Below are 25,567 nucleotides of genomic sequence, written 5' to 3' on the forward strand. Positions count from 1 at the left end.
GCTGGAATGCGTTCCGATCTACGGGCCTGGCTGGTGTCCCCGGCCGTCATTGTTGCGGCGGGCATTGCCGTGTCGCTGCTGGCCGTGCTGCAGTTCAGCTTCCGCGCCTTCGTGCCCGGCTCGCTGGACGTGGGCGGCCTTACGCTCGAAAACTTCAGCGGCCTGACCAAGTCGATCTATCTTTCCGCGTTCGCCAACACCCTGCTGCTGAGCGTGGAGACGACGGTGTTCTCGCTGCTGGCAGCCTATCCGCTGGCCTATGCACTGGTGCGCGTGCGCAACCGTGCGCTCAAGTCGTTCATCCTCGTGGTGTCGATCACGCCGCTGTTCCTGGGCGAGATCGTGCGCACCTACTCCTGGATCGCGGTGCTGGGCAGCAACGGCTTCATCAACGGCGTGCTGCGCCGTCTCGGCCTCATCGAATGGCCGCTGGAGCTCATGTTCACCCACCTGGGCGTGCTCGTGGCGCTGGTGCACGTGACCATCCCGGTGGTGGTGCTGATGCTGGCCACCGCCATCTCCCACATCGACCGCGACTACGAGAAGGCCGCGCAAAGCCTGGGCGCGGGCCCGGTCAAGACCTTCCTCACGGTCACGCTGCCGCTGTCCATGCCCGGCATCCTGGCCAGCATCACCACGGCCTTCGCCTGGACCTTCAGCGCCTTCGCCACGCCGCAGATGATCGGCGGCGGCCGCGTGCCGACGGTGTCCACGCTGGTCTACCAGCTCGGCTTCTCGTCGATGAATTTCCCGCTGGCCGCGAGCCTGAGCGTGGTCGGCCTGCTGCTGACCGCTGCCGCGCTGCTCGCCCTGGGCCAGTTGACCAGGCGGCTGAAGGCCATCGGAGGCCACTGACACCATGAAGATCAAGAGCGCCCTGCCGCTTCCGCTGCGCATCGCGGGCCCCCTGCTGATAGCCATCCTGCTGGGCTTCGTGCTGCTGCCGGTGGTGGTGGTCACCATCGCCGCGTTCAACGAGAAGGCCATCCTCACCTTCCCGCCCGAGTCGTACTCGCTCCAATGGTTCGCGCGGGTGTTCAGCTACCCCGACTTCCAGCATGGCTTCAAGGCCAGCCTGGTCATCACCGGCTGGTCGTCGTTCCTGGCGCTGGTGATCGGCACCTGCCTGGCCATCGCAGCGAAGCGGATGGAATTCAAGGGCAAGCAGACCCTGCTGGCCATCCTGCATTCGCCGCTGGTGGTGCCGCACTTCACGCTGGGGCTGGGCCTGCTGATCCTGGTGTCGCAGGCCTCGGTGCAGCGCGGCTGGGGCATCGCCATCCTGTGCCACGTGATGCTGGTGCTGCCCTTCGTGATGCGCAGCGTCTACGTGTCGATGGAGAACCTGGACGAGCGCCTGGAGCAGGCCGCGGCCAGCCTCGGCGCCTCGCCGCTCAAGGTGCTGCTGACCGTGACTGTGCCGCTGCTGGCGCCAGGGCTTTTCGGCGGCTGGCTGTTCGCGGCCATCATGTCGTTCAGCGAGTTCACGGCGTCGCTGTTCGTGACCACGCAGGACACGCAGACACTGCCCGTGGCCATGTACAACTACGTTCGCGAGTTCGCCGACCCGACGCTGGCGGCGCTGTCGGTGGTCTACATCGCGGTCACGGCCACGGTGCTGGCCCTGGCCAACTACTTCCTCGGTCTGGGCAAGATCCTGAACATCGAGGATCGATGAAGGCCCTTGCGCACGCAGCCGGGCGCCGCCGCGAGCGCTCCAGGTCGCGACGTTGACGGGGCCAGCGAACAGGGCCACCATCGCACAGCGTCGCCAATGCCCGATACGGCGGCGCGCCTGTCGAGGCCGCTTGGCTCGTACACGAGCTGGGTAACTCGAACAGGGCACCCAAGGGCGCTCCAGGGCATCCTGGGTACCAGGCAGGTCCAGATTTCAAGGAGCCATCCCATGACCGAAAGCGACAAGCTCTTCGCAGGCTCGATCCCACGGCTCTACGACACGCTCATGGTTCCCTTGATCTTCGAGGCCTACGCTGCCGACACGGCCGAGCTGGTCGCAGCCTTTTCCCCCAGCGCGGTGCTCGAGACGGCCGCAGGCAGCGGTGTTGTCACGCGGGCCCTGGCGCCAAGGCTGGGCATGGGTACGCGCTACGTGGTGACCGATCTCAACCAGCCCATGCTCGACTACGCCGCCACCCGTCAGGGCAGCAGCAAGATCGACATCGAATGGCGGCAGGCCGACGCGCTCAGGCTGCCGTTCGAAGACGCCTCGTTCGACGTCGTCTTCTGCCAGTTCGGCGCGATGTTTTTCCCCGACCGCACCGCCGGCTATGCCGAGGCGCGCCGCGTGCTCAGGCCGGGCGGGCGTTTCGTGTTCACCGTGTGGGACCGCATCGAGGACAACGCCTTTGCGGACGAGGTCACCGGCGCCGTCGCGGAGATCTTTCCGCAAGACCCTCCGCGCTTTCTGGCGCGCACGCCGCACGGCTACCACGACGTGGCGCTGATCCGCAGCGATGTGAGCCGCGCGGGCTTCACGAGCATCGAGATCGAGACGCGCGAGAAGACGAGCCGCTCACCCTCGGCGCGCGACGTTGCTACAGCCTATTGCCAGGGAACGCCGCTGCGCAACGAGATCGAGGCGCGCGATGCCGGGGCGCTGCAGGCGGCGACGGACCGGGCGGCGCAGGTCATCGCCAGCCGCCACGGCGAAGGCCCGGTGGCCGGCAAGATCCAGGCGCATGTGATCGTGGCGGCGAGGTAGCCGGGCAGGGCAGGAGGCGAGGGCGCTGTCTTCGGCGCCCGATCGGCCCTTCGATCAAAGTGTCGTGACGACGATGGGCGCGCCCTTGGTGATGATCATCGTGTGCTCGTACTGCGCAGACAGGTTGCCTTTCACGCCCGCAAGCGTCCAGCCGTCGGAAGCCTCGGTGACGATGCGGCTCTTGGTCGACAGGAAGGGCTCGATGGTGATGACCATGCCCTCGTGCAGCGTGCGCGTGTCCGAGGGATCGAAGTAGCCCGGAATGTGCTCGGGCTCCTCGTGCAGCGCGCGGCCGACGCCGTGGCTCGCGAGGTTCTCGATGACCTTGAAGCCGTAGGCCTTGGCCGTGCGCTCGATGGCGGCGCCGATGCGGTTGATCGGCTGCCCGGCCCTGGCGGTCTTCATCGCTTCGGCCAGCGCGGTGCGGGTGGCGTGGCACAGGCGGGTCTTCTGCGGGTTGGTGGGCGGCACCACCGTGGTTCCGCCGGTGTCGGCGAAGTAGCCGCCGAGTTCGGCCGACACGTCGACGTTCAGCACGTCTCCGGCGCGGATGACGCGGTCACCGGGAATGCCGTGCGCGGCCTCTTCGTTGATGCTGATGCAGGTCGCGCCCGGAAAGTTGTAGGTGAGCTTCGGCGCAGACCGCGCACCGTGCTCCTCCAGCAGCCGCTGGCCGATCAGGTCGAGCTCGCGTGTGGTCATGCCGGGCTCCGCTGCATCGAGCATGCGCTGCAGCGTCAGCGAGACGATGCGGCCGATGCGCTGGAGGGCTACCACGTCGTCCTGGGTTTCGATGGTCATGTCTGTCGGTCCTTGAGAAAGAGAGGGCGCGGGGCGACGGATGGCCCGCCGGGAAGGCGCCCTTCAATGCAATGGAACGGCGCGGATGGAGTGCATTGTCATATGCACATCGAATTTCCGGGCATCTTTACCGGCCATTCGAATATTCTTGCTGGGCCGCAGCCGCTCCCACTCATCCCTCGTCACCCCTCATTCAGGTGCCGCACCCATGCCCGACCTTCCCCACAGCCCCGCCGCCGAACGCAACAAGCAGCCCATCCTCGACGCATTGACCGGCATCCTCGGCGAAGAAGGCGCGATGCTGGAGATCGCCTCCGGCACCGGCCAGCATGCCGTCTGGTTCGCCACCGCGCAGGGCAGATGGACCTTGCAGCCCACCGACGGGGATGAGCGCGCCTTGCCCGGCATTGCCACGCGTGTCGCCCGGGCTGCACTGCCCAACCTTCGGCCGCCGATCCTGCTCGATGTCACGGCGCCTCAATGGCCTTCGCAAGGCTCATCTTTCCCGCAAGGGCAGGACAAGTTCGACGCGATCTACTGCGCCAACATGATCCACATCGCACCCTGGGCCGCGTGCGTTGGGCTGATGAAGGGCGCGGCGCGGCATCTGCGTTCAGGCGGTGTGCTCGTCACCTACGGCCCCTATTTCGAGGACGACTTGCCGACGGCGCCGAGCAATCTGGCCTTCGACGAAGACCTGCGCGGGCGCAATCCTGCGTGGGGGATACGGCGGCTGGAGGATGTGGCGGCGGAGGCGCAGCGGGCGGGGCTTGTGTTGCGGGAGAGGCATGGGATGCCGGCGAACAATCTGTTGTTGGTCTTTGGCTTGACTTGAACGCTCCACTGACAGGTCTTGGAAGTCGGGTAGCTTGCCGATCAGCGCGCCGGGCCTCGGAAGAATGGAAGCTCAAACAAATCAAGGGAGGACTCAATGTCGACATCCATGCAGGCGCGTGCCACGCACGCGGGGGTTCGAATTCTTTTCATCGCCGCGGGCGCATTGCTGTTCGGCCTCGTCTCCAATTTCGTCTTGACCGCGATTGGCCATTGGTACGAGATGAACATGGCGCGCAGCGAGTACGACCTCTCCGATTCCTTCATGATCGCCTTGCTGGTCCAGGCCCTTTGTGTTGTTGCCGGTGGAGTGACAGGCAACTGGCTGTATCGGCGCTCGCGCATCAAGAAGGGCGTCGAGCGCTGAAGGGTAATCGGCCTGTTGCACGCGGCGGGCAATGCCTTCGCGTTGCTCGCCCCGATGCTCGATTTCTGCGCACCCCCGTGCATCGATCACGATGTTTCACTTTTGAAACGCATCGGCGCTCCACCGCTTCCCGCGAGCGCGATTACATTCAAGCCCGGTGCGCATTCGCGCCACCGTTTTTTTCCACCATCGATTCAAGCAAGAAAGAACATCCGTTTTGAACAAGACCGACCTCATCGCCGCCGTCGCCACGGACACCAACCTCAGCAAGGCCGATGCCGCTCGCGCGCTCGATTCCGTCATCGACAACCTGTCGCGCGCCCTGGCAAAGGGCGATACGGTGCAACTGATCGGCTTCGGCACCTTCGCCGTGGCTGCCCGTCCCGAGCGTGAAGGGCGCAATCCCTCGACCGGCGAGAAGATGACCATCAAGGCCAGCAAGGCGCCGAAGTTCACCGCCGGCAAGGCGCTGAAGGACGCGGTCAACGCGCCCGCTGCCGAGTAAGCAGCCAGGAAAATAGACCCCAAAGAACGCGCAAGGGGCATGCACAGGCCCCTTGCCCGCACCCCCTCCGTGGCGTCCGCGCCGCAGTGCAGGCCGCGGAGGGCGGCCATCTTCAGGAAACCGTCGTATTCCGCGCTAGAGTTCGTGCAGGTTCACGAGCCCAGCCATCCGACATGTACGACGCGCCTGTGCCGACACCCTCATCCCCCACCACCTCGCAGCAGTGGCTGCTTCGGCTTCTTTCGATAGGAGCCTGCCTCCTGTTCATCGGCTGTGCCAGCAGCCCGCCCGGGCCCCGGCAAGGCGGCAGCCCCGGCGCCGTGATCGGCGGCACGAGCCTGCTGACGCCCGAGCAATCGAACAGCGTCGCGATCCACGCCCTGGGCCTCGTCGGCACGCCGTACCGCTACGGCGGCAACACGCCCGACGGCGGCTTCGACTGCAGCGGGCTCATCGGCTACGTGTATCTCAACAGCGTCGGCGAGGCTCCGCCGCGCACGGTGGCGCGCATGGCGGGCTTCGGCGCCCCGGTACCGATGTCGGAGCTTCGCACCGGCGACCTCGTCCTGTTCGGCGCCTCCACGCCTTCGCATGCGGGCATCTACGTGGGCAATGGTCGCTTCGTGCATGCGCCTTCGACGGGCGGCGTTGTGCGGCTCGACCGGCTCGACGGCGTGTACTGGTCGCGCCAGGTGGTGCAGGCGCGGCGGCCATAGGCGCAAGCGCGTGGGCTCAGCCCGGCCTGCTTCTGCCGCTCTTCTTCGCGGGTGAGCCTGCGGCACCTGCAGGTGCTGCTGCACCGGCATTCCCCCCCGCATTCAACTGTTCGACCCACGACAGCGCATCGACATACGCCATGAACCGGTTGAGGTACTCCGGCGAGATGTCGCGCATCAGCGTGAGCGAGCGGTGCACGAGGTGGTGCGAGTTGAGCGGGCCGGCGTTCTCGGGCACCTTCGACAGCGACTGCGTCAGGCGCCGGTCGGCACTGAGCCTGGACCACGTGCTCTGGAAGTAGCGGATCGACTTGAGCTCGGGCGGGGGCGCTGCGGGTGAGGCTGCAGCCGCGGCGCCGGCCTTTGCGGGAGTCGGTGCGATCGGGGCATTGCCCGGCACCGGCGCATGTTGCGCGATGTGCTCGACGAGCTCCGCAAGAGCACTCTGTTCCACGGTCGCCTTTTGCTCTTGCGGTTCCGGGCTTGCGGATTGTGACTTCTTCCGATCCTCCTCGTACGCCGCAAGAAGCGCCGCCACCTTGTCGTCCAGCATCTGCCGTGCCTCGCCGCCGTGCGCGGCGGCGCGCCTGGCCATCGCCTCGATGAAGCGGAAGCGCACCGGGTCGAAGCGCTGGTCGCCGCGTGCGAGGGCGGCGGCGACCAGCGCGCCGATGTCGCGTGCGGCTTCGCTGCCTTCGGTTTCAGTCACGGGGCTTGGCGTTGGCGTTGGCGTTGCTGGTGCCGCCGTTCGACGGGCGCGGCGTGGGCGCCATCTCCACGCGGCGGTTCTTCGAGCGGCCATCGGCATCGGCGTTCGACGCAACCGGCTGCTCGGAGCCGAATGCCGCCGCGAAGATCGACGACGACGGAACCCCCGATTCGATCAGCGCGCGCGTCACGGTGAGCGCGCGCTGTGCCGAGAGCTCCCAGTTGTCGGCGAACTGGCGCGCGTTGTCGCGCATCTGCCGGTCGTCGGTGAAGCCGCTCACCATCAGGATCTCGTCGCGCGACTTGAGGTAGGCGGTCAGCGGCGCCGCGAGGCTCCTGAGCAGCTGGCGGCCTTCGGGCTGCAGCTCTGCGGAGTTGAAGGCGAACAGCACGTTGCCGCTGATGCCGATGCGACCGTTGGTCAGCGTCACGCGGCCGGCGGCCAGCGGTGCAGCCAATGCCTGTTCGAACGTCTGCAATCGCTTGGCCTCGGCCTGCCGTTGCTTGACTTCGGTTTCCAGCTTCGACGCGAGTTCGAGCTGCATGCCGATCGCGCAAACGAGGATGAGCACGAAGGCACCGAGCAGGCCGGCCATGAGGTCGCCGAAGACGGCCCACACGGGCACGCCCGGTTCGTCGAAGCCGGCCTCGATGTCGTCGCGGATCATGCTTCGCTGTCCGCGGGCGCCTGCTGCGGCAGCTGGCGCTGCCGGTCGGCGATCTGCTGCATGTCTTCGACGATCTGCTTCTGCGACATGATGCTCAGGTCGATCACCTCGCGCGCCTGCGCGACGTAGTAGGCCAGCTGCTCGTCGCTGCGCGCGATGGACTTGCCCAGCGCGCCTTCGATGCGCTGCAGGTGGGCCGCAAGCTTGTCGTTCGACTGGCTGAAGAGCTGCACCGCGAGGCCGAAGGCCTCGCCCAGGCTGGCCACTTCGACGGCGCTGCCGGTGATCTGAGCGGCGACCGAGGCCATCTTCTCGGACTCGGCATCGGCCCGCTCGGTGAAGCGGCTGCCCACGCGCTCCAGCATCTCGGCCGACGCCGACACCAGCGTGTCGATGGCGGTGCGCTGCTCGGTGGAGGCGTGGTTCACCGCATCGAGCAGGGTGGAGAGCGTCTCGAGGATGCGGCTGCGCTCCTCCAGCATCGCGTTGTCGCGCGCCATGCCGTCGGCCAGCTTCTGGCGCAGCTCGGTCACCACCTCGGCCGCGGCGCGCGGCGCTTCGGCCGCCGCCTGCAGCAGCTGGGCGATCTCGGCGACGGTGCTCCTGGCATGCGCTTCCGTTTGCGCGGACATGTCGCGCGCGGTCTGCGCCATGGTGTCGATGAGCTGCTTCTGCTGGCTCGCGCTGTGCTCGCCGGCCTGCTGCCATTCCTGGCGCAGCGCGGCGGCCATGTCGGTGAGCGACTGCGTCCAGGCCGAGAGGCGCAGCTCGTCGCGCGAGGTCATCTGCGACACGATCTCGGCCGCGGCGCGCGGTGCTTCCGACGCGGCCTGCAGCAGCTTCTCGATCTCGGCGATGGTGTTCTTCGCATGCGCTTCGTTCTGGGCCGACATCTCGTGCGCGGTCTGCGCCATGGCGTCGAGAAGCTGCTTCTGCTGGCTGCCGGTGTGCTCGCCGGCCTGCTGCCATTCCTGGCGCAGCGCGGCGGCCATGTCGGTGAGCGACTGCGTCCAGGCCGAGAGGCGCTGTTCGTCCCGCGAGGTCATCTGCGACACGATCTCTGCCGCGGCGCGCGGTGCCTCGGATGCGGCCTGCAGCAGCTTCTCGATCTCGGCGATGGTGTTCTTCGCGTGCGCCTCGGTCTGGGCCAGCATCTCGCGTGCGGTCTGCGCCATGGTGTCGAGCAGCTGTTGCTGCTGGCTCGCGTTGTGCGCGCCGGCCTGCTGCCATTCCTGCTGCAGCGAGGCGGCCATGGCGGTGATCGACTGCGTCCAGGCGGCAAGGCGCTGTTCGTCGCGCGATGCCAGCTCGGTCTGCAGCGAGGCGTGCGACTTGTCGATGGACTGGAGCAGCGATGCGGAGTGCTGTTCGAAGGCCGCCGCAGCGGTCGACAGGGCCTGGTGCGCGTCACCCGAGAGCTTCTCGCTCACGCGCTGGTGCTGCGCGAGGGCGCTGCTCCAGCTGTCGGATACATTGCCCACGGCGCTTTCGAGGCGGGCGGAGACGCTCTCCACCAGCGCGGCGGAGCGCTGCTCGAAGGTCTGCGCGAAGTTGTCGTGGGAGCCGCGCATGTCGCCGGCCAGGGCTTCGCTGGTGCGCTGGTGTTCCGCGAGCGCGCTCTTCCAGGTGTCCGCCACGCGGGTGGTGCTGGCCTCGAAGCGGCTGGAGAGGCCGTCGAGCTGCTGCTGGACCGTCTTCGAGATGGTGTCGTGCAGTGCGACCGTCTCGCGCGCGATGCCGGCCATGGTGGCTTCGACCACGGGCTGGATCGCCGCGCCCGCGACGCGCGCGCTTTCGGTGAGGCTGTGCTTGAGCGACTGGTCGACCGAAGCGGCAAGGTTGCCGTAGACGGCCTCGGCCTTGCTGTGGAAGCTGTCCTGCCCGGCCACAAGACGCTCGTTCAGCGCCTGACTCTGGCGTTCCATCGCCAGCATCATGGCCTGCAGCTGGCCGACCAGTTCGGGCATGGCATGGGCCTGCTGCTGCAGCAGCCTGAACGATTCTTCGCGCTGGTGGGTCTGCGAGAAGGGGCGCAGCACGGTGGCGATCCTGGTGTCGAGCAGTTGCGCCGCCTGCAGCCTCTCGCGGCGGCTCAGCGCCGAGGCTAGGCCCAGCATGGCCGATGCGGCCACGCCCGCCACCGAGGTGCCGAAAGCCAGGCCCAGGCCCTTGACGGGGGCCGATAGCGAATCGCGGATGGTCTGCAGGTCGGTCGAGCTTTCGAGCGCGATTCCGGTGCCGCGTAGCGTGACCACCATGCCGATGAAGGTGCCCAGCATGCCCAGCAGCACCAGGAAGCCGGCGAGGTAGGGCGTCAGCGCCGGGCCCGGCAGGCCCACGCGCTCACCCTCGATGCGCAGGCGCACCGGGTTGCGCAGCGAAGGGTGAAGACCGTCGAGCCACGCGCCGAGGTTCTGGGGCGGCGCGGAGAGGCTGGACACGGCCTGCGTCAGCGTGCCGGTGGCCTGCTGGAAGCGGTGCAGTTCCAGCGCGCCGAGGATGTAGAAGGCACCGACGATCAGGGTGACGGCCAGCGCCAGCGAGTTGGTGCCGATGTAGCCGGCGCCCACCCAGCCGACGACGGCCAGGCCGGCGGCAAACACAGCGTATTGAAGGAATCGGGTCATGGGGTCCTGGTGGCCTGGGTGCGAAGGGCATCGAGCAGCCCTTCGACCGGTTGAAATCGAAAATCAAGTTCGGCGAGCAGCACGTCCTGCGCGTCCTTGCGGAAGGTGTCGAGCCATGCGTCGGAGGGCGGGGCGGCAGGCTGTGCCTCGTCTTCCTCGCTCGCCGCCTCGGCGGCGGCCGCCTTGCGCAGCCGCTCGAAATGCCGCTCCAGCAGCCCCGGAACGGCCGACAGCAGGCTGTGCTCGCGTGCTTCCAGCACCTGCGCCATCACCACGTCGACCGAGGCCAGCCGCGCCATCGCGGGCGACCTGGCGGCCATGGCGGAGCGCAGCCTGCTGCGCAGCGAGCCCACGCCGGCTTCCATGGCCTGTTGCCGGGCGAGGTAGCGGCGGCGGTAGGGGGCGAAGTCGGAGGCTGCGTCCTTGCCGGCGCCGAAGGTGTTGTCTTCGACGATGGCATTGGCCAGCGCGGTACGCACGCGGCTGCATTCGTTTTCTTCGGTGTTGCGGGGAGCCCGGATGCCTGCCTGCGCCATCGCGGGCGCGCCGTCGAGCGCGGCCGACAGCGAGATCGCGTCGGTCCAGCCGAACCATTGGCTCAGCCGGTCGGCGGTGGGATTTGCAGGTTCGCGGACATCAGCCTCGGCCAGTCGGGAAAGCAAGCGAATGAGCGCCGAGCCGTTGAAACTTGTGCGCCTGAAAACTTGCCCCATAACCTCCTGGACGCGTCTGACGGCGCCTGACCGAAAAACCCGGCAGTCTACAACAGCACCCTCAGTCCGAGGCTCTCCGGGCGCCTGTGCGGGGCGCCGGCTGTGTAACGAAATGCCTGTTTTCCATCGCCGAGACCGCTGCCGGAATCAACGCCTGGCGTCCGGCGACCGGACGTGCTCCGGCCGCACCCCCAGCCCCACGGCCCGGGCCGGCAGCCTGCGCAGCAGTGGCCAGCGCGCCAAGAGCCTCAGGGGCAAGGGCAGCGGCGCCTGGCGGTCCGGCGGCTCGCGGTCGAGCACGGCCATGAGCACGTTGTCCTGGATGAAGCGCTGCACGGCCTGGGTGACCTGCACGGGCCACTCCCTGCGGCGCTGCAGCTGGGGCAGCAGGGCGTCGATCTCCTTGTCGCTCGCGTCGCCGGCCAGCGCGGCCCACAGCAGGTTGGCGGCGGCCACCGCGTCCTGCACGGCGAGATTGATGCCGACGCCGCCCACCGGCGACATCGCATGCGCGGCATCGCCGATGCACAGCAGCCCGCGGCAGGACCAGCTCTCGAGCCGGTCGACCGTCACTTCGAGCAGCTTGACCGAGTCCCAGTCGGGCAGCGCCGCGGGCAGCCTGTCGACCAGGAAGGGCGCGATGCGGCCGATCTCCCGGTGGAAGGCGCCGATGCCCCGTGCCTTGAGCGCATGGTGGCCGCCCTTGGGTATGACGAAGGCGCACTGCCAGTAGTCTCCGCGGTTCAGCGTCACGAGGATGCGGCCCCCCGCGATGTGGCCGCCGGTGGACGCCGGGTCTTCCTCGCGCCGCGGAATTGCCATCCAGAGCACGTCGATGGGCGCGCCGTAGCTGATGTGCGGCAGCGCCGCCGCGTCGCGCAGGGCCGAGTGCCGTCCGTCGGCGGCCACCACCAGCGAGGCGTGCAGCTCGACCTCGCGCGGCTGGCCGGCGCGGCGGTCGCGCCGCACCTTCACGCCGTTGACGCGGCCCTTTTCCTGCAGCAGGCCGATGGCCTCGGCATCGGTCCAGAGCTCGAAGCCCGGATAGCGCCGCGCCTCGTCGTACATGAAGTCCAGGAACTCCCACTGCGGCATCAGCACCAGGAACCTGCTGTGCGAGGGCAGGTGGGTGAAGTCGGCCACCGGCACGGTGCGGCCCTCGTAGCTGGCGCGCAGCTCGTCGACGCGGTCGTGGGGGCGCTGCAGGAAGGCGTCGAGCAGGCCCAGCTCGTGCAGCACCTCCAGCGTGGACGGGTGCACCGTGTCACCGCGGAAGTCGCGCAGGAAGTCGAGATGCTTCTCCAGTACGACCACCGGCACGCCGGCGCGGGCCAGCAGCAGGCCCAGCACCATGCCGGCAGGGCCGCCGCCTGCGATGCAGCAGCGCGGCGTCGGGGATTCGCTCGCTTGGGCGGTTGGCGTTTCCATGGCTCCGATCGATCGATCCGGTCGCGCCGCGGACGACGTGGCCTGTGTTGCACGGCACCGCCCGATGCGGGGGCTGGGCCCCCGGGGCTCAGGGTTGCGCGAAGGTGACGCTCTGGGCGATGAGCACGCCGTCGACCACGCGGTCTCCGACGACTGTCACGCGCTTGCCGTTGCCCAGGTCCGTGGCGGTGCCGTTGACGAACATGGTAGCGGAGCCGCCGGCATTCACGCGCTGGCCGCGCACGATGAAGTCGGAAGCCGACTGGTAATTGCCTATGGCGCCGACCACCGTGAAGGAAGCCGGCCCGCCAGTGCCCGGCACGTAGCGCACGCGCAGCTTCTTCGCCACCAGTACCTGGCCAGAGAGGAAACCGTCGACCTCGACCTTGACGCCGTTGCCGATGGAGCCGGCCTGGCCGCCGGGTATCTGTGCATTGCGCGCGTCGACTCTGTTGCCGAGCACGTGGAAGTCGCCGAGCGATGCGAAGTCGGTCACGACGCCCGCGAGCTGCAGTGCGATGCCGTCGGCGGTGGGAATGGCGTACCAGCCCTGAACCCTGGTGGCGGTGAAGCGGCCAGCCACCGGCGCCGCGGTGCCGCGCACGCGGACGATGGCGCCGTCGGCCAGGCTGGCGGCGTCGACGCCGGGGCCGAAGGTCGCGCCGCCGAAGTCGACCGTGAGCAGGCCGAGGGTGAATTGCCGGCCGACGCGGTCGAGGTTCTGAACGGTGCCGGTCACCAGCGGTTCGGTGGAGGCAGGCGTGACCTGCACCCGCGTGGCGCGCAGCGTGCCCGGTGCGGCGGGCAGGCCCCAGACCTGGATCACCGCGCCGTCGCGCAGGTCGGCGGGGCCGTTGGCGTCGCCCCAGACGGTGGCGGTGTCGGTGGTCACGCGGCTGCCCATCACGGTGAAGCTGCCGCTCGGCAGGTCGATGGCGGAGACGGCGCCGCGCAGCTCGGCGGCCGAGACCACCTGCGCGGCAATGCCGCTGGTGAAGTTGGCATCGACCTTGCCGGCCACGCGCGCACTCATGCCGATCTGCAGCTCGGTCGTGTCTTCGAGGCTGAAGGTGGCGCTGTCGGTGTTGTAGCGCAGCCCGTTGAGGATGATGCTGCCCAGGCCGTCCGCCGCGCCGATGCCGGCCGCGTCCGCAGTCACGCCGGTGCCGCCGGAACCCACGCCGGAGCCGTCGCCGTTCGTGTTGCCGGCGGTGGTGGTGCCGTCGCTGCCGCCGGTTCCTGCACCGGTGCCGTTTCCGGTGCTTCCTGAGCCGTCGGCCCCGCCGGTGCCGCCGCCGCTGTTGTCGGCGCCGCCGCTCGCCCCCGTGTCGGTGGAGGTGCCGGAGATGCCGGCCACGCCGGCGCCCGATGTGCCGCCGCCACCGCCACCGCCACCGCAGGAAAGAAGCATGGCGATGCCGCCGGCGAGCAGGAGGCTGCGCAGCAGCCCGCGCAGAGGTGCGCGCGTGGGCCGGAGGGAGTGCACCGTGGTGAGGATCGTGTTCATCGTGAGGGCGGCCCGCTCTTCTTCGGCGCGGCTTCGTCGTCTTCGTAGTAGGTATAGATGCCGACGCGGATGCGGGCCTTGCTGTCGGCGGGGGCGCGCTCGACGGCCTCGGTCATCTCGCGGGCCAGTTCGTGGTGCAGGCCGGTCCAGCGCTCGCGTGCGAGGCGCTGGATTTTTTCGCAGTCTTCCAGCGTGAGGCCGCGCGCGTACACCGAGCGCTCCAGCATGCGGGGCGTTTCGCCCAGCGTGTTGGAGACGGCGGCCAGCAGGTGGTCGCGGCCGTTGTCGCCCAGGAATGCGAGCATCGACTGCAGGTCTTCGACCGGCACGAAACCGTCGGCCATGAGCTCGGCGGTGCCGTTGTCCTCGGCCACCATGTTCAGGCGCACCAGTTCATCCAGGATGGTGCGATGGTGGATGTTGCCGCGGCTGGCCAGCCGGGCCACGCGCTCGAAGGACGGGGCCTCGTCCTCGGTGGAGACGGGGATGCGGCGAAGGTCCTCGTTCTCGACCGTCATCTGCAGCCAGAGCGTGAAGGTCTTGGCGGCGGCCGACAGCTCGGTGTGCGGCAGCGGGTCGGCGGTGGCGCGGACCTTGGCGGTGACCGCCTTGCGGTTCAGGCCTGTGGTGACCGAGATCTGGCTGAGGTTGGGCCGCTTCACGCCCTGCTGGCGCCAGGAGCGCTGGGCCTCCTCGATGAGCAGGTCGCGCAGGAGTTCTTCCAGGTGCGGGTGCTTGACGCCCATGGCGAGCGCCAGCCGGACCACCGGACGGAGGATGCGAGCGCAGGCGGCGAGGGCCCAATCCAGCCGTTGTTCCATGGGTGCGGTCGTTGCTCCTGGTTCTTTGCGTCCGAGACAAGAAGGGAGAAGGGGCCCGGGCTTCCAGCCGTGCCGGAGCGGATTCCAGCCCCCTTCGCAGCGGGGTATTGTCGTTCGTCCGCGAAGGCCGCCCCGGCCGTGTGCCCGCGGGGAAGGCTAGGTGGCGGTGCAGGTGCCGTCGTTCGACCTCGTGACATTGGTGCGCCCGGTGGCGCTGATGCTCACGGCGCGCGACTGGTTGGCGCTCGGGGTGCTGCGGCAGATGGTGATCCGGCTCTGGCTGGCGCCCACGCCGGTGGCCTGGAACACGATGGCGCTCGCGCCGCCCGCCTCGCGCAGCAGGTAGCCCGAGGCCGCCGCGCTTTCCACGCGCAGCACCTGCGTGCCGCTCAGCACGATCCAGCCGGCTTCCCACTGGCCGTTGGTGCTGCAGCTGGTGCCGTCGGCCGAGGCGCAGAGGGTGACCGGCGCGTTGCGCTTGATGGCCTCGCTGCGCGCGAGCTGGCTGCCGGCCACCAGCGAGGTGGCGTAGCTGCTCAGTCGCATGGAAAGCCGGATGCCGTCGAACGAGGGCACGGCGATGGCGATGAGCACCACGAGCACGGCCACCGTGACCATCAGCTCCACCAGGGTGAAGCCTGGGGCGCGGGCAGTGCTGGGCGGGTGGCGCATGTTGCCGGTGCTGCGCATGCTCACTTCTGGATGAACCAGTAGACCCGGCCCTTGGGCTGCTTGAACGCGGCCTTGGGTGCGGTGCCCTTGGGGCTCAGGAACGAGTCGGGGTTGGCGCCGATCACCACGTCGCGCATGCTGCCGTCGTCGAGCTGGACGCGGCCCACCACCGGCGAGGGCGCGAGGCCGCCGCCCACCACGTTCTGGAAGCGGCCGCCGGGGCCCTGGGGTGCTGCGTTGACGTACGACACGTTGTAGACGCGCGCGGTGCCGAGGTCCGCGCGGCACATCTGCGCATTCGGGTTGCTGGGCGTGTGGGTGTTGAAGGTGGTGACGCCGTAGGCGGTGACCGAGCTGGTCACCACCTGTTCGCCGGCGGCGAGGGCAAGGTACCAGCCCTTCTTCGTCGCGAGGTCGGACGAGGTCGGCGTGGAGGTGTCGGTGATGGGCTGCAGCGAGGCCTGGCACAGCAGGCCGTTGCCGGTGCCGCAGTTGCTGGTCTCGCTGCTCAGCCAGGTGCTGTCGGTAGGCTTGTCGACCAGCATGTAGAAGCGGTTGGCCACGCCCAGCGCGACGTTGTAGTAGCGCAGCGGCTTCTCGCGGTCGCCCGAGCCCAGCAGGATCACGAAGGCACCGTTGTCCTCCACCACGTCGGGCGCGAACATGAACTTGCGGTTGGGCGTGCAGGTGGTCACCGTGTCGCAGCCCAGCGAGGCGACCTGCGTCATGGTCCAGGCCGAGGGTGCCCCGCTGCCGAGGGCGATGCGATAGACGTTGCCGCCCAGGTCCGCTGCGTAGGCGATGCGCGCGATGCCGAGCGAATCGGTGACCACGGTGACTTCGCCCACCACCGGCCGAGCGGTGGGGAACATCTGCAGCCGCGCGCCGGTGTCGGCGTCGAGCACGTAGATGCCGCTGCCCTTCGCTGCCGTGCCGCAGGCCTGGGCTGCGCTGTTGGTGTCGACGTCTTCGCACTTGTCGTAGCCGCCGCCGAAGATCAGCAGCGGGCTGTTGCCGCCGCCGTAGCCGTTGGCGCGCATGACCTTGGGGGCAGACCAGGTCTGGCCGAAGCCCTCGAAGCCGCTGTCGCAGCCGACGTCGTCGCCCTGGTTGGGGCAGCCCTTGCGCCATTTCAGCGTGGGCGAGGCGGCGGAGGAGACGTCGAAGGCGTAGATCAGCCGGCCGCCGCGGCGCATGCTCGCGTAGAGCCAGGCGGTGCTGCCCTGGCGATAGGCCGAGACCGGCCCGTCCATGCCGTAGGGCTTGGGCGCCACCGCGCCCGAGGTGACAGGCAGCAGGGGGAAGCTGATGCGCGTGCTGTTGTCGTACAGCCGCTTGATGCTGCCGTAGAACTCCGGCGGCATGAACGACCAGAGCTCGTCGCCCGCCGCGGCCGAGCCGATGGCCGCGGTGCGGTTGCCGTTGACTGCGCGCAGCACGCCGTCGTTGCCGCCGTAGAACACCACCACCTGGGGCGCGGCGTCGGTGCCGTAGTTGATGGCCACCGGCCGCGAGTGCACCACGTCGCCGTGCACCGAAGGGCGCATCGAGGTGGAGGTGACGGGGTTGCCCTGCGCGTCGGGCCGCTCGTCGCCCTTGTCGTCGAGACCGCGCGCCCAGTTGATGATCAAAGTGCGGTCGGTGTCGGCGGTGACGCCCAGCGCAGCCTTGGTGATGGCGGCGTTGCCGTCGGCGAAAGCGGTGAGCGCCGTGCAGCTGCCCGGCGTGCAGGTCTTCATGTTCCGGTTGGCGACGGCCATGCGCCGCAGCATGTAGCCCTGCGCACCTTTCTCCACCACGTTGCCGTCGGGGCTGTCGGCGGCTTCCTTGCCGATGCAGTCTCCCGAGGGCCGGAAGCTCCAGTACAGGTCGGTGTCGCTCGGCGCGGGCGTCCAGAAGCTGCGGGCGCAGGGAGCGACGAAGCCGGTCTGGTTGTTCACCGCGTTGGCGCCCACCGAGTCCTGCAGGATCAGCTGGTTGCTGCTGTCGAGCCCTAGCTTGTATTGCTTGAGGTTGCCGTTCCAGCGCGCAAAGGCATCCTGATCGGGGCGGAACATGCCCACGAACACCTGGTTCAGGTAGGTGCCCTGGGTGTTCACGCTCACCGGCAGGCTCACAGAGGAGAACACGCTGTTGACCGACTGGATCTTGCTGAAGATGTCGTCCAGCGCCGCGCCGAGCGCGCTGCCCAGGTCGGGCTTGGAGGAGATGTCGTAGTACTCGCCCTTGCTCTGCGTGGCCATGCTCTTGAGCAGCGAGGTCCAGCCCGGGCCCTGGCCGCCGGTCGCCTTGGCGGCCTCGATGGTGTAGACCTTCACGCCCATGCTCGTCTGCAGGAAGCGCGACCACTCGTCGGCTGTGTTGTCCTGCGAGCCGCTGGGGCTCAGGGCGATCTGCGTCGCGTCGCCGCCCGCAGCGCGCAGGGCGGCGTTGGAGGTCTGGCTGTCGCTGGTGTTGTCCTGCGCCGCGCCGTTGCTGATGTAGATGACGAAGGTGCCGGTGCAGTTCTCGGTGCTGGGGCCGACGTAGGTGGTGGCGGAGAAGCTGCCGAGCGCGTTGCGCGGCAGCGCGTAGATGGCCTTGGAGGCCACCGTGCCGCTCGTGTTGCCGCTGTAGTCGGCCTTGACCTTGCCGTTGCCGGCGATGGGCGCGCCATTGGCCAGGTATCGGTAGACCTCTGCCATGGTCTTGCCGGCCTTGCCGCCGTTGGACTTGTCCGCCAGTTTGTCCAGGCTGCGGATGAGCGCGCCGTACTTGACCTTGGTGCCGTCGTCCATCGTGCGCACCGCGGCGCGCACGTAGCCGCCGTCGGAGTTGGAGTTGCCCTGGCCGGTCTCGGTGAACATCATCAGGCCGACCTTGAACCTGTTGGACTTCAGGCTTTCGAACGCCGACGCCAGCGCGGTCATCTCGGCGGTGAAGGGCTGGTTCCAGTTGGCCGTGTTGTCCAGCACGAAGAGCACGTTCGGCGTCTGCGCAGCGCTTGGGTTGTAGCCCACGAAGAGGTCGATGTCCTCGGCGTGGGCCGGGCCCGCCGGCATTGCCGTCAACGCAGCGAGCGCGGCGGCTGTCCACAGCGAAGCGAGAAGTTTCCGGGTCATGGTGCGGGCCTGTTCGTCGTCGGGTTGTCGTGGGAGGGCATGCCTAGGAAGCGCAGAACGCTTCGAACTGCGCCTTGTTGAGCAGGGCACGCACGCCCTGGCGCACGGAGGTGGTGGCGCCGCTGGTGTTGCGGGCATCGGTGACCGTGGTGCTGATGTCCCACACGGAGTTGTATTGGTCGGGCAGCGTCGAGAGGCCCGAGCCGCTGCTCGACGCGCCGCCCGTGACGCCGCCCGGGCCGGTGCTGCCGCCGCTGCCGGTGTCCAGCGCCTTGGTGGCGCGCACGCACACCGGCGGCGCGACGTTCACGACATAGTCGGTGACGCCGTCGTTGTCGATGTCGACCATGCTCACCGTCTGCTGCGGCGGCGCCAGCGTCGGGCTGCCGTCGCTGCCGGGCACGAGCAGGCTGGTGGCGGCTTCCTCGATCGCGCGGTTGGCGGCAGCCACCGCCTCGTTGCGCGTCTGCAGGTTGCCCACCGCCTTGAGGTTTGCGTTGCTCAGGTTGAAGGCGGCCGTCACCACCAGGGTGATCAGCAGCAGCATGATCATCCCGATGAGCAGGGCGGCGCCGCGCTGGCCGGCACCGCGGGCGAGTGGGGCGCGTGTGTTCATGGCGTCTCCCTTCGGCCGGTGACGTTGCTCAGGCGCACGGAGGTGGAGAACGCGTGCCGCTTGTAGTGGTCGTTGAACGGCCCCAGCGTGGCGCCGCCGAGCTGGTAGGTGCGTGTGTCTGTGTGGCCCGGCGATGCCTCGGAACTGCGTGCCAGAACGAAGAGCTTGACGGCCACCACGTTGACGAGCTGGTCGGCGGTACAGGCGGGGCTCGTGGTGCAGTGCACGAAGTTGTCGTCGGGGCTGCCGTCGCCGCGGTTGGCCGGCGTGGACTTGTTCGCCGGGTCGGCCCAGGCGATGGCCGTGGTGTAGTCGACGGCGGCGCCGGTCTTGCTCAACGTGTCGAGGCCGAGTTCGACGCGGAAGCCCTCGACGCCTTCGATCAGCGGCGTGGGCGGCTGCTGCGCCAGCGTGCCGCCCACGAAGTCGAAGCGCGAGCGCGCCAGCGTGGGAACGCCGTCGCCCACGGTGTCGGCGTAGTCGCGCACGTAGTAGATGTCGGCCACCAGCTTGCGCTTGGGCGAGGGCGTGGTGCAGTCCTTGCGGAGCATGTTGCCGAAGCCGGCGGTCGACAGGTCGAAGGACGACGGCTTCTGCGTGCCGCACAGCGACGACTGGAAGTACATGGCGCCGCTCGTGTCGGCGTCGCAGTTTGGCGTGCCGGGCAGGCAGGTCTCGGCATGGCGCACCACGATGATGTCGGTGCCGGCCTTCTTGTTCTTCAGCAGGTCTGTGCAGCTCGCGGGCACGCTGTCGTAGGTCTGCACCGGGATGTCCAGCAGCTGGCGCTTGTAGTCGTCGGTCCAGTTCGCGGCGGAGTAGGGCAGGCACGGGTCGGGCAGCGCGCCGGTGGGCACGTGCGTGGGAGCGCCCGTGACGGTAAGGTCGTCGAACTCGGGCATGTAGTTCTCCCAGAAGCCGGCGTGGGAGATCTCGTTCTCGAGCACGAACGTGCTGAGGCGCCCGGTCTCGATCTGGCGGTTGACCCGCTCCAGCTCGCGCTGGGAGTTGCTCACGTTGAGAAAGAGCGCGAGCAGCGCGGCCACCACGATGAGCGTGATGGTGATGGCCACCATCAGCTCGATCAGCGTCAGGCCGCGCTGGCCGTGCCGCGGAGCGCGTGGGCGGTTCATGAGAGCGACCCGATGCGCACCAGCGTGGTCACGGTGCGGCGGCATTTGTCGCCCGTGCAGGTGGTGCCGCTGTCGTACTGGCCCTTGCCGCAGGCCACGCCGGAAGGCGGCGCCGAGATCGGCCCCAACCCCTGCCATGCGACGGTGACCAGGTACTCGTTGTTGCCCATGTCCTCCACGCAGCCGCGCCCGCCGATCACGGTGCCGAGCTTGCTGCCGCCGGAGATCTCGGCCGCGCCCTGCAGTGCGTTGCACCATTCCTTGGCGTCCACCTGCTGCCGCGTCGCAGTGGCGGTGGGACAGGCGGCGTCGGCGCCCAGCGGTGCGCTGGTGACGTAGCTGGCCGCCGTGCGGCGGTTGGTCGCGATGCGGCTGGCCATGTCGTTCAGCAGGATCAGCGCCTGCGAGCGCTGGTACGACTCCATCTCGGAGGCCTGCATGCGCGCCTGAAGCCCCACGAGTCCGAACAGGCCGATGGCCAGCACGAGCAGCGTGACCAGCACTTCCAGGAGCGTGGCGCCGCGCTGGCGCCGGACGGGGCTGCTCTTCACCATTTGCCTGCCGGCGTCTTCACGCCTTCGCTGGTGAGGCCGAGGTTGCCGTCGCCCGACTGCGAGCCGGTCGGCGTGAAGGTGAGCGTGTAGCCCGGGACGCCGGAGGTCGAGAGGGTGACGTCGTAGCTGTAGTTCGCCGAGACCTCCGGCGGCAGGCTGTAGCCGCTGGCGGTGAGCGCCGCCTTGTCGGCATAGCCGCGGTTGGCAATGAGGAACTGCTGCTGCCGGTTGGCGATGTCCATCATCTGCGCCTGGGCCGCCGAGCGCTTGGAACGGATGACGTACTGCTGGTAGCTCGGCAGCGCGATGGCCGCCAGGATGGCCACGATCGCCACCGTGACCATGACCTCGATCAATGTGAAGCCGCTGCTGCGTCTGCGTGCCTGCGGATGCTGGTTCATCGTGGCTCGAAAGGAATGTTTCACATTGTTAATTATGTGAATTTATCACATTTAAGCAAGATGCAAGGGTCAAGAGGCTCCGCTGTGCGGTGTCTGCCACGGCCGAATCCAGGGTTTTCCATTACGCAAAGCCACGCGCCCGCCCCGCGCGGTCCGACGGATGCGCCGGCGTCCCCGCCCGGCAAAACTCCCGGGTTCAATCCAAGGAGACATCCGCATGCACAGCATCCGACGCCATCTGGTGTGGCTGGTCGTGGCCGTGGTCGGCGCGTTCGCGCTGGGCACCGTGGCCCTGACCCGCGGCGAAAGCGTCAACGCCCTCTGGGTGGTGGCCGCCGCGATCTGCACCTATCTCATCGCCTACCGCTACTACAGCCTCTTCATCGCCGACAAGGTGCTGGGCCTGAACGGCAACCGCAAGACGCCGGCGCACCGCCACAACGACGGCCTGGACTACGTGCCGACCGACAAGAACGTGCTGTTCGGCCACCATTTCGCGGCCATCGCGGGCGCGGGCCCGCTGGTGGGGCCGGTGCTGGCGGCGCAGATGGGCTACCTGCCCGGCCTGCTGTGGGTGCTGGCCGGCGTGGTGTTCGCCGGCGCGGTGCAGGACTTCATCGTGCTGTTCATCTCCACGCGGCGCGACGGCCGCTCGCTGGGCGACCTCGTCAAGCAGGAGATGGGGCCGGTGCCCGGCATGATCGCGCTGTTCGGCACCTTCATGATCATGATCATCATCCTCGCGGTGCTGGCGCTGATCGTGGTGAAGGCGCTGGCCGAATCGCCGTGGGGCACCTTCACGGTGGCCGCGACCATTCCCGTGGCGCTCTTCATGGGCGTGTACCTGCGCTACATCCGCCCGGGGCGCATCGGCGAGGTGTCGCTGATCGGCTTCGTGCTGCTGATGCTCGCCATCTTCGGCGGCCAGGCCGTGAGCCAGAGCCCCGAATGGGCGCCGCTCTTCACCTTCGACGGCAAGGCGCTCACCTGGATGCTGGTGGGCTACGGCTTCGTCGCCGCCAGCCTGCCCGTGTGGCTGCTGCTGGCGCCGCGCGACTACCTTTCGACCTTCCTGAAGATCGGCACCATCATCGCGCTGGCCATCGGCATCGTGTTCGTGATGCCCACGCTGCAGATGCCCGCCGTCACGCAGTTCGCGCAGGGCAACGGCCCGGTGTGGTCGGGCAGCCTGTTCCCGTTCCTGTTCATCACCATCGCCTGCGGCGCCGTCTCCGGCTTCCACGCGCTCATCTCCTCGGGCACCACGCCCAAGATGCTCGACAACGAGCGCCACGCGCGCTTCATCGGTTACGGCGGCATGCTGGCGGAGTCCTTCGTCGCGGTGATGGCGCTGGTGGCGGCCTCGTGCATCGAGCCCGGCATCTACTTCGCGATGAACAGTCCCGGCGCGCTGGTCGGCACCACCGCGCAGCAGGTGGCGGCCACGGTGTCGGGCTGGGGCTTCGTGATCACGCCCGAGATGCTGGTGCAGACCGCCAGGGACGTGGGCGAGACCACCATCCTCGGGCGCACCGGCGGCGCGCCGACGCTGGCCGTGGGCATGGCCCACATCCTTCACCAGGCGATCGGCGGGCAGGCCATGATGGCCTTCTGGTACCACTTCGCGATCCTGTTCGAGGCGCTCTTCATCCTCACGGCGGTCGATGCTGGCACCCGCGCGGGCCGCTTCATGCTGCAGGACCTGCTGGGCAGCTTCGTGCCCGCGCTCAAGCGCACCGACTCGCTGCCGGCCAACCTCGTCGCCACCGCGCTGTGCGTGGCGGCCTGGGGCTACTTCCTGTACCAGGGCGTGGTCGATCCGCTGGGCGGCATCAATACGCTGTGGCCGCTCTTCGGCATCTCCAACCAGATGCTGGCCGCGGTGGCGCTGATGCTGGGCGTGGTGGTGCTGTTCCGCATGAAGCGCGAGCGCTATGCGTGGGTGGCCATCGCGCCGGCCGCATGGCTGCTGGCGTGCACGCTCACGGCGGGCTGGCAGAAGATCTTCTCGTCCGACCCGAAGATCGGCTTCCTCTCGCACGCAGCCAAGTACACCGAAGGCATCGCCAACGGCGTGCTGGTGGCGCCGGCCAAGACGCCCGAAGCGATGTCGCGCATCGTGTTCAACGACCGCCTCGACGCCGCGCTGTGCGCGCTCTTCATCTTCGTGGTGCTGAGCGTGCTGGTCTACAGCATCAAGGCCTGCATCGCGGCGCGCGCGGCCAACCGCCCGACGACGCAGGAAACGCCGTTCGAACCCATGGGCGCCGCCGCCGCGACGCCCGCCCACTGAAGCCATGGGCCTCGCATTGCCGGAAGCCGGGCGCTACTTCGCGCGCTCGCTCAAGCAGTCGCTGCGGCTCATGGTCGGGCTGCCCGACTACGACGCCTACCTGACCCACATGGCGGCCACCCACCCCGAGCGGCCGCCGATGAGCTACGAGGCCTTCTTCCGCGAGCGGCTGGAAGCGCGCTACGGGGCCGGCAAGGGGCGCTGCTGCTGAGCCGAACGCGGGATTGCGTTACAGCTCTTTCCGATCGAAGCCCCGTCCAGCGGGATGGACGGAGCCGATCCCCAGGCCTAGAGTCCCCTCCATGTCCACGGCCCCTGGCTGGCATGGAGGGCGATATGTCGCAGGATCCCTTTGCAGACTTCAAGAACCGGCAGCGCGAGATGTGGTCGACCTTCGCGCCGACCGCCATGTTCACCACGCCGGTGGCCGGGCATCTCGTCCGGTTCGCGCAGATCGCCGAGGGCGAGTCGGTGCTGGACGTGGGCACCGGCACGGGCGTCGTGGCCGTCACCGCGGCTCGCCGCGGCGCACGCGTCACGGGCCTCGACCTCACGCCTGAACTGATCGAGGCCGCGCGCGAGAACGCCGGCATCTCCGGGCACGGCGACATCGCCTGGACCGAGGGAGATGCCGAGAACCTCCCGTACGCCGATGCCTCCTTCGACGTGGTGCTCAGCCAGTTCGGCCACATGTTCGCGCCGCGGCCCGAAGTCGCCGTGGCCGAGATGCGCCGCGTGCTCAAGCCCGGCGGCCGGATCGCCTTCGCCACCTGGCCGCCCGAGCACTTCGTGGGCCGCATGTTCGCCTTCATCGGGCGCAACTCGCCGCCACCTCCGGCCGGCGCGTCGCCGCCACCGCAATGGGGCAACCCCGGCATCGTCACGGAGCGCTTGGGGCCGCACTTCGAGGTGCCGTTCTTCGACCGCGGCACCATGCACTTCCCGGCTCTGAGCATCGGCCACTTCCGCCTGTTCCTGGAGCGCTCGGTCGGCCCGATGCGCAAGCTCGTGGAGGGCCTCGCCGCCGATCCGACGAAGCTCGCCGCGCTGCGGGCCGAATTCGATGCGCTCGCCGAGCCCTACTACGTCGACAACGTGGTGCACCAGAGCTACCTGCTGACGCGCGCGCGGGCACGCTGACCGCCCGCGGTGAAGCGGGCTCAGCCTGCGCCTGAGGCCGGCTGCGCCAATTCCAGCTTTTCCGATCGGCCCGGCAGCGCGACGATGCCTCCACGACAACAACATCCGTGGAGCGCATCGATGCCATCCGAACAACTCGACCTCGGCCGGATGACCGGCCTCTCGCTTCGCTTGCGTGTGGTGCTTTCGGGCGTGCTGATGCTGGCGGCCGCGATCAGCGCGGCGCGTCCTTCGGGCGCGGACATCGACCTGCAGGCCGAGCAGCGCTTCCAGCTCGCGCTCGAGGCCCAGGCCGCGCGCGACTATCGCGCCATGCTCCAGCACCTGCGCGACGCCGCCACCGACGGCCACGCCGAGGCACAGGAGATGCTGGGCATGGTGCTGATGACCGGGCCCGCGCTCTACGGCAGTGCCGTGAAGGCCGACCGCTGCGAGGCCGGCGAGTGGATGCGCCGCGCGGCAGTGCAGGGCAGCGAGACGGCGAAGGTGCAGCTGACCTTCCTGAACCGCCTGCGCAGCTCGCCCGACGGCCGCCGCGCCTGCGGCTGAAGGGCCGGGCGCCCGATCGCGGGCAAAGGCGCCGTCTGACGTCGGCCTGCCGGGGAGGCCGCTAGGCTGGGGCTCTTCCATCGGAGGCACGAGCAAGATGAAGAGACACCCGAAATATCCACTGGCCGGCCCGGCTCTTGTCATCGCCGCAGGCGTGGCGACGATGCTCCTCGTCGCCGGGTGCGCGGTGTCGCCGCCCACCATTCCCACGGCGAAGCAGGTCGACCTGCAGCGCTTCATGGGCGACTGGTACGTGATCGGCAACATTCCGACACGGCCCGAGCGCGATGCCTTCAATGCGGTGGAGTCGTACACGCTGCAGCCCGACGGCCGCATCGACACGCGCTTCCGCTACCGCGAAGGCGGCTTCGACGGCCCGCTGAAGACGATGAACCCTGTCGGCCGCGTGGTGCCCGGCACCGGCAACGCGGTGTGGGGCATGCAGTTCGTGTGGCCGGTGAAGGCGGAGTACGTGATCGTCGACGTCGACAAGGACTACGGTTTGACGATCATCGGCCGCAGCAAGCGCGACTACGCCTGGATCATGGCGCGCACGCCCAGCATTCCCGAGCCGGCCTACGAGGCGGCGGTCGCGCGCCTCAAGGGGCTTGGCTACTCGGTGGAGAACCTGCGCCGCGTGCCGCAGCGCTGGCCCGAGGAACAGGCCGGCGCGTCGAAGTAGCCGCTACGT

The 25,567-nt window shown here is 68.8% G+C and carries 26 protein-coding genes; 12 read left to right on the forward strand and 14 right to left on the reverse strand.

Annotation, left to right across the window (positions count from 1 at the left end; translation table 11 throughout):
• The first annotated feature begins 6 nt into the window (after positions 1 to 6).
• The 3 genes from G369_RS0125750 to G369_RS0125760 all read left to right on the forward strand — a co-directional run bounded on the left by G369_RS0125750 (position 7) and on the right by G369_RS0125760 (position 2,722).
• Positions 7 to 855 (forward strand): ABC transporter permease, encoded by an 849-nt coding sequence (locus G369_RS0125750; protein WP_020723264.1) that lies wholly within the window; start codon positions 7 to 9, stop codon positions 853 to 855.
• A gap of 4 nt (positions 856 to 859) precedes the next feature.
• Positions 860 to 1,678, forward strand: a complete 819-nt coding sequence (locus G369_RS0125755; RefSeq protein WP_019656934.1) for an ABC transporter permease — start codon at positions 860 to 862, stop codon at positions 1,676 to 1,678.
• Positions 1,679 to 1,906: 228 nt separating this feature from the next.
• Positions 1,907 to 2,722 (forward strand): class I SAM-dependent methyltransferase, encoded by an 816-nt coding sequence (locus G369_RS0125760; protein ID WP_019656935.1) that lies wholly within the window; start codon positions 1,907 to 1,909, stop codon positions 2,720 to 2,722.
• Between the two features lie 54 nt (positions 2,723 to 2,776).
• Here G369_RS0125760 and map read toward each other — a convergent pair whose 3' ends face one another.
• On the reverse strand, positions 2,777 to 3,523 hold the full coding sequence (map, locus tag G369_RS0125765; protein WP_019656936.1) for a type I methionyl aminopeptidase: 747 nt from the start codon (positions 3,521 to 3,523) through the stop codon (positions 2,777 to 2,779).
• Positions 3,524 to 3,731: 208 nt separating this feature from the next.
• On the opposite strand from map, the gene G369_RS0125770 reads away from it, so the two are divergent.
• The 4 genes from G369_RS0125770 (at position 3,732) to G369_RS0125785 (ending at position 5,945) form a co-directional block, all read left to right on the forward strand.
• Positions 3,732 to 4,358, forward strand: coding sequence for a DUF938 domain-containing protein (locus tag G369_RS0125770; protein ID WP_019656937.1), 627 nt, complete (start codon positions 3,732 to 3,734; stop codon positions 4,356 to 4,358).
• A 108-nt stretch (positions 4,359 to 4,466) separates the two neighbouring features.
• A complete protein-coding gene (locus G369_RS0125775) occupies positions 4,467 to 4,724 on the forward strand; it encodes a hypothetical protein (RefSeq protein WP_019656938.1) in 258 nt (85 codons plus the stop codon).
• 217 nt (positions 4,725 to 4,941) lie between these two features.
• Positions 4,942 to 5,229 carry an HU family DNA-binding protein gene (locus G369_RS0125780; RefSeq protein ID WP_019656939.1) on the forward strand — a complete coding sequence of 96 codons (288 nt, stop codon included), beginning with the start codon at positions 4,942 to 4,944 and terminating at the stop codon, positions 5,227 to 5,229.
• 173 nt (positions 5,230 to 5,402) lie between these two features.
• A complete protein-coding gene (locus G369_RS0125785; RefSeq protein ID WP_019656940.1) occupies positions 5,403 to 5,945 on the forward strand; it encodes a C40 family peptidase in 543 nt (180 codons plus the stop codon).
• A 16-nt stretch (positions 5,946 to 5,961) separates the two neighbouring features.
• Here the strand turns inward: G369_RS0125785 and G369_RS0125790 are convergent, their stop codons facing one another.
• The 13 genes from G369_RS0125790 to G369_RS0125850 all read right to left on the reverse strand — a co-directional run bounded on the left by G369_RS0125790 (position 5,962) and on the right by G369_RS0125850 (position 20,894).
• The gene (locus G369_RS0125790; protein WP_019656941.1) at positions 5,962 to 6,654 is read right to left on the reverse strand and encodes a DUF2894 domain-containing protein; all 693 of its coding nucleotides are present in this window, start codon (positions 6,652 to 6,654) and stop codon (positions 5,962 to 5,964) included.
• Positions 6,647 to 7,318 (reverse strand): OmpA family protein, encoded by a 672-nt coding sequence (locus G369_RS0125795; RefSeq protein ID WP_026346628.1) that lies wholly within the window; start codon positions 7,316 to 7,318, stop codon positions 6,647 to 6,649. Before G369_RS0125795 ends, G369_RS0125790 begins: the two co-directional genes overlap by 8 nt.
• A complete protein-coding gene (locus G369_RS0125800) occupies positions 7,318 to 9,948 on the reverse strand; it encodes a DUF802 domain-containing protein (RefSeq protein ID WP_019656943.1) in 2,631 nt (876 codons plus the stop codon). The genes G369_RS0125795 and G369_RS0125800 overlap by 1 nt, the downstream gene beginning before the upstream one ends.
• On the reverse strand, positions 9,945 to 10,661 hold the full coding sequence (locus tag G369_RS0125805; RefSeq protein ID WP_019656944.1) for a DUF3348 domain-containing protein: 717 nt from the start codon (positions 10,659 to 10,661) through the stop codon (positions 9,945 to 9,947). Before G369_RS0125805 ends, G369_RS0125800 begins: the two co-directional genes overlap by 4 nt.
• A gap of 147 nt (positions 10,662 to 10,808) precedes the next feature.
• Positions 10,809 to 12,089: an FAD-dependent oxidoreductase gene (locus G369_RS0125810; RefSeq protein ID WP_080647903.1), complete on the reverse strand. Its 1,281-nt coding sequence runs from the start codon at positions 12,087 to 12,089 to the stop codon at positions 10,809 to 10,811.
• An 88-nt stretch (positions 12,090 to 12,177) separates the two neighbouring features.
• Positions 12,178 to 13,596, reverse strand: coding sequence for a DUF5666 domain-containing protein (locus tag G369_RS0125815; RefSeq protein ID WP_019656946.1), 1,419 nt, complete (start codon positions 13,594 to 13,596; stop codon positions 12,178 to 12,180).
• Positions 13,593 to 14,417 carry a DUF6502 family protein gene (locus G369_RS0125820; RefSeq protein WP_019656947.1) on the reverse strand — a complete coding sequence of 275 codons (825 nt, stop codon included), beginning with the start codon at positions 14,415 to 14,417 and terminating at the stop codon, positions 13,593 to 13,595. The genes G369_RS0125815 and G369_RS0125820 overlap by 4 nt, the downstream gene beginning before the upstream one ends.
• A gap of 156 nt (positions 14,418 to 14,573) precedes the next feature.
• Positions 14,574 to 15,107: a GspH/FimT family pseudopilin gene (locus G369_RS0125825; protein ID WP_244164380.1), complete on the reverse strand. Its 534-nt coding sequence runs from the start codon at positions 15,105 to 15,107 to the stop codon at positions 14,574 to 14,576.
• Positions 15,108 to 15,109: 2 nt separating this feature from the next.
• The gene (locus G369_RS0125830; protein WP_051127646.1) at positions 15,110 to 18,190 is read right to left on the reverse strand and encodes a pilus assembly protein; all 3,081 of its coding nucleotides are present in this window, start codon (positions 18,188 to 18,190) and stop codon (positions 15,110 to 15,112) included.
• Between the two features lie 43 nt (positions 18,191 to 18,233).
• Positions 18,234 to 18,806, reverse strand: coding sequence for a membrane protein (locus G369_RS0125835; protein ID WP_019656950.1), 573 nt, complete (start codon positions 18,804 to 18,806; stop codon positions 18,234 to 18,236).
• On the reverse strand, positions 18,803 to 19,939 hold the full coding sequence (locus G369_RS0125840; protein ID WP_019656951.1) for a PilW family protein: 1,137 nt from the start codon (positions 19,937 to 19,939) through the stop codon (positions 18,803 to 18,805). The genes G369_RS0125835 and G369_RS0125840 overlap by 4 nt, the downstream gene beginning before the upstream one ends.
• Positions 19,936 to 20,493, reverse strand: coding sequence for a type IV pilus modification protein PilV (pilV, locus tag G369_RS0125845; RefSeq protein WP_019656952.1), 558 nt, complete (start codon positions 20,491 to 20,493; stop codon positions 19,936 to 19,938). The genes G369_RS0125840 and pilV overlap by 4 nt, the downstream gene beginning before the upstream one ends.
• Complete coding sequence (locus tag G369_RS0125850) at positions 20,487 to 20,894, reverse strand: type IV pilin protein (protein WP_019656953.1); 408 nt, start codon at positions 20,892 to 20,894, stop codon at positions 20,487 to 20,489. The genes pilV and G369_RS0125850 overlap by 7 nt, the downstream gene beginning before the upstream one ends.
• A 217-nt stretch (positions 20,895 to 21,111) precedes the next feature.
• Between G369_RS0125850 and G369_RS0125855 the strand changes: the two genes are divergently transcribed.
• The 5 genes from G369_RS0125855 to G369_RS0125875 all read left to right on the forward strand — a co-directional run bounded on the left by G369_RS0125855 (position 21,112) and on the right by G369_RS0125875 (position 25,558).
• On the forward strand, positions 21,112 to 23,187 hold the full coding sequence (locus G369_RS0125855) for a carbon starvation CstA family protein (protein ID WP_019656954.1): 2,076 nt from the start codon (positions 21,112 to 21,114) through the stop codon (positions 23,185 to 23,187).
• A 4-nt stretch (positions 23,188 to 23,191) separates the two neighbouring features.
• Positions 23,192 to 23,398, forward strand: a complete 207-nt coding sequence (locus tag G369_RS0125860; protein ID WP_019656955.1) for a YbdD/YjiX family protein — start codon at positions 23,192 to 23,194, stop codon at positions 23,396 to 23,398.
• A gap of 125 nt (positions 23,399 to 23,523) precedes the next feature.
• Positions 23,524 to 24,327 (forward strand): class I SAM-dependent methyltransferase, encoded by an 804-nt coding sequence (locus G369_RS0125865; protein WP_019656956.1) that lies wholly within the window; start codon positions 23,524 to 23,526, stop codon positions 24,325 to 24,327.
• A gap of 150 nt (positions 24,328 to 24,477) precedes the next feature.
• Positions 24,478 to 24,876: an SEL1-like repeat protein gene (locus G369_RS0125870; protein ID WP_019656957.1), complete on the forward strand. Its 399-nt coding sequence runs from the start codon at positions 24,478 to 24,480 to the stop codon at positions 24,874 to 24,876.
• A gap of 97 nt (positions 24,877 to 24,973) precedes the next feature.
• On the forward strand, positions 24,974 to 25,558 hold the full coding sequence (locus G369_RS0125875; RefSeq protein WP_051127647.1) for a lipocalin family protein: 585 nt from the start codon (positions 24,974 to 24,976) through the stop codon (positions 25,556 to 25,558).
• Positions 25,559 to 25,567: the final 9 nt, after the last annotated feature.

Origin of the sequence: Variovorax atrisoli 110B, from assembly GCF_000382045.1 — a bacterium.
Lineage (GTDB): Bacteria > Pseudomonadota > Gammaproteobacteria > Burkholderiales > Burkholderiaceae_C > Variovorax > Variovorax atrisoli.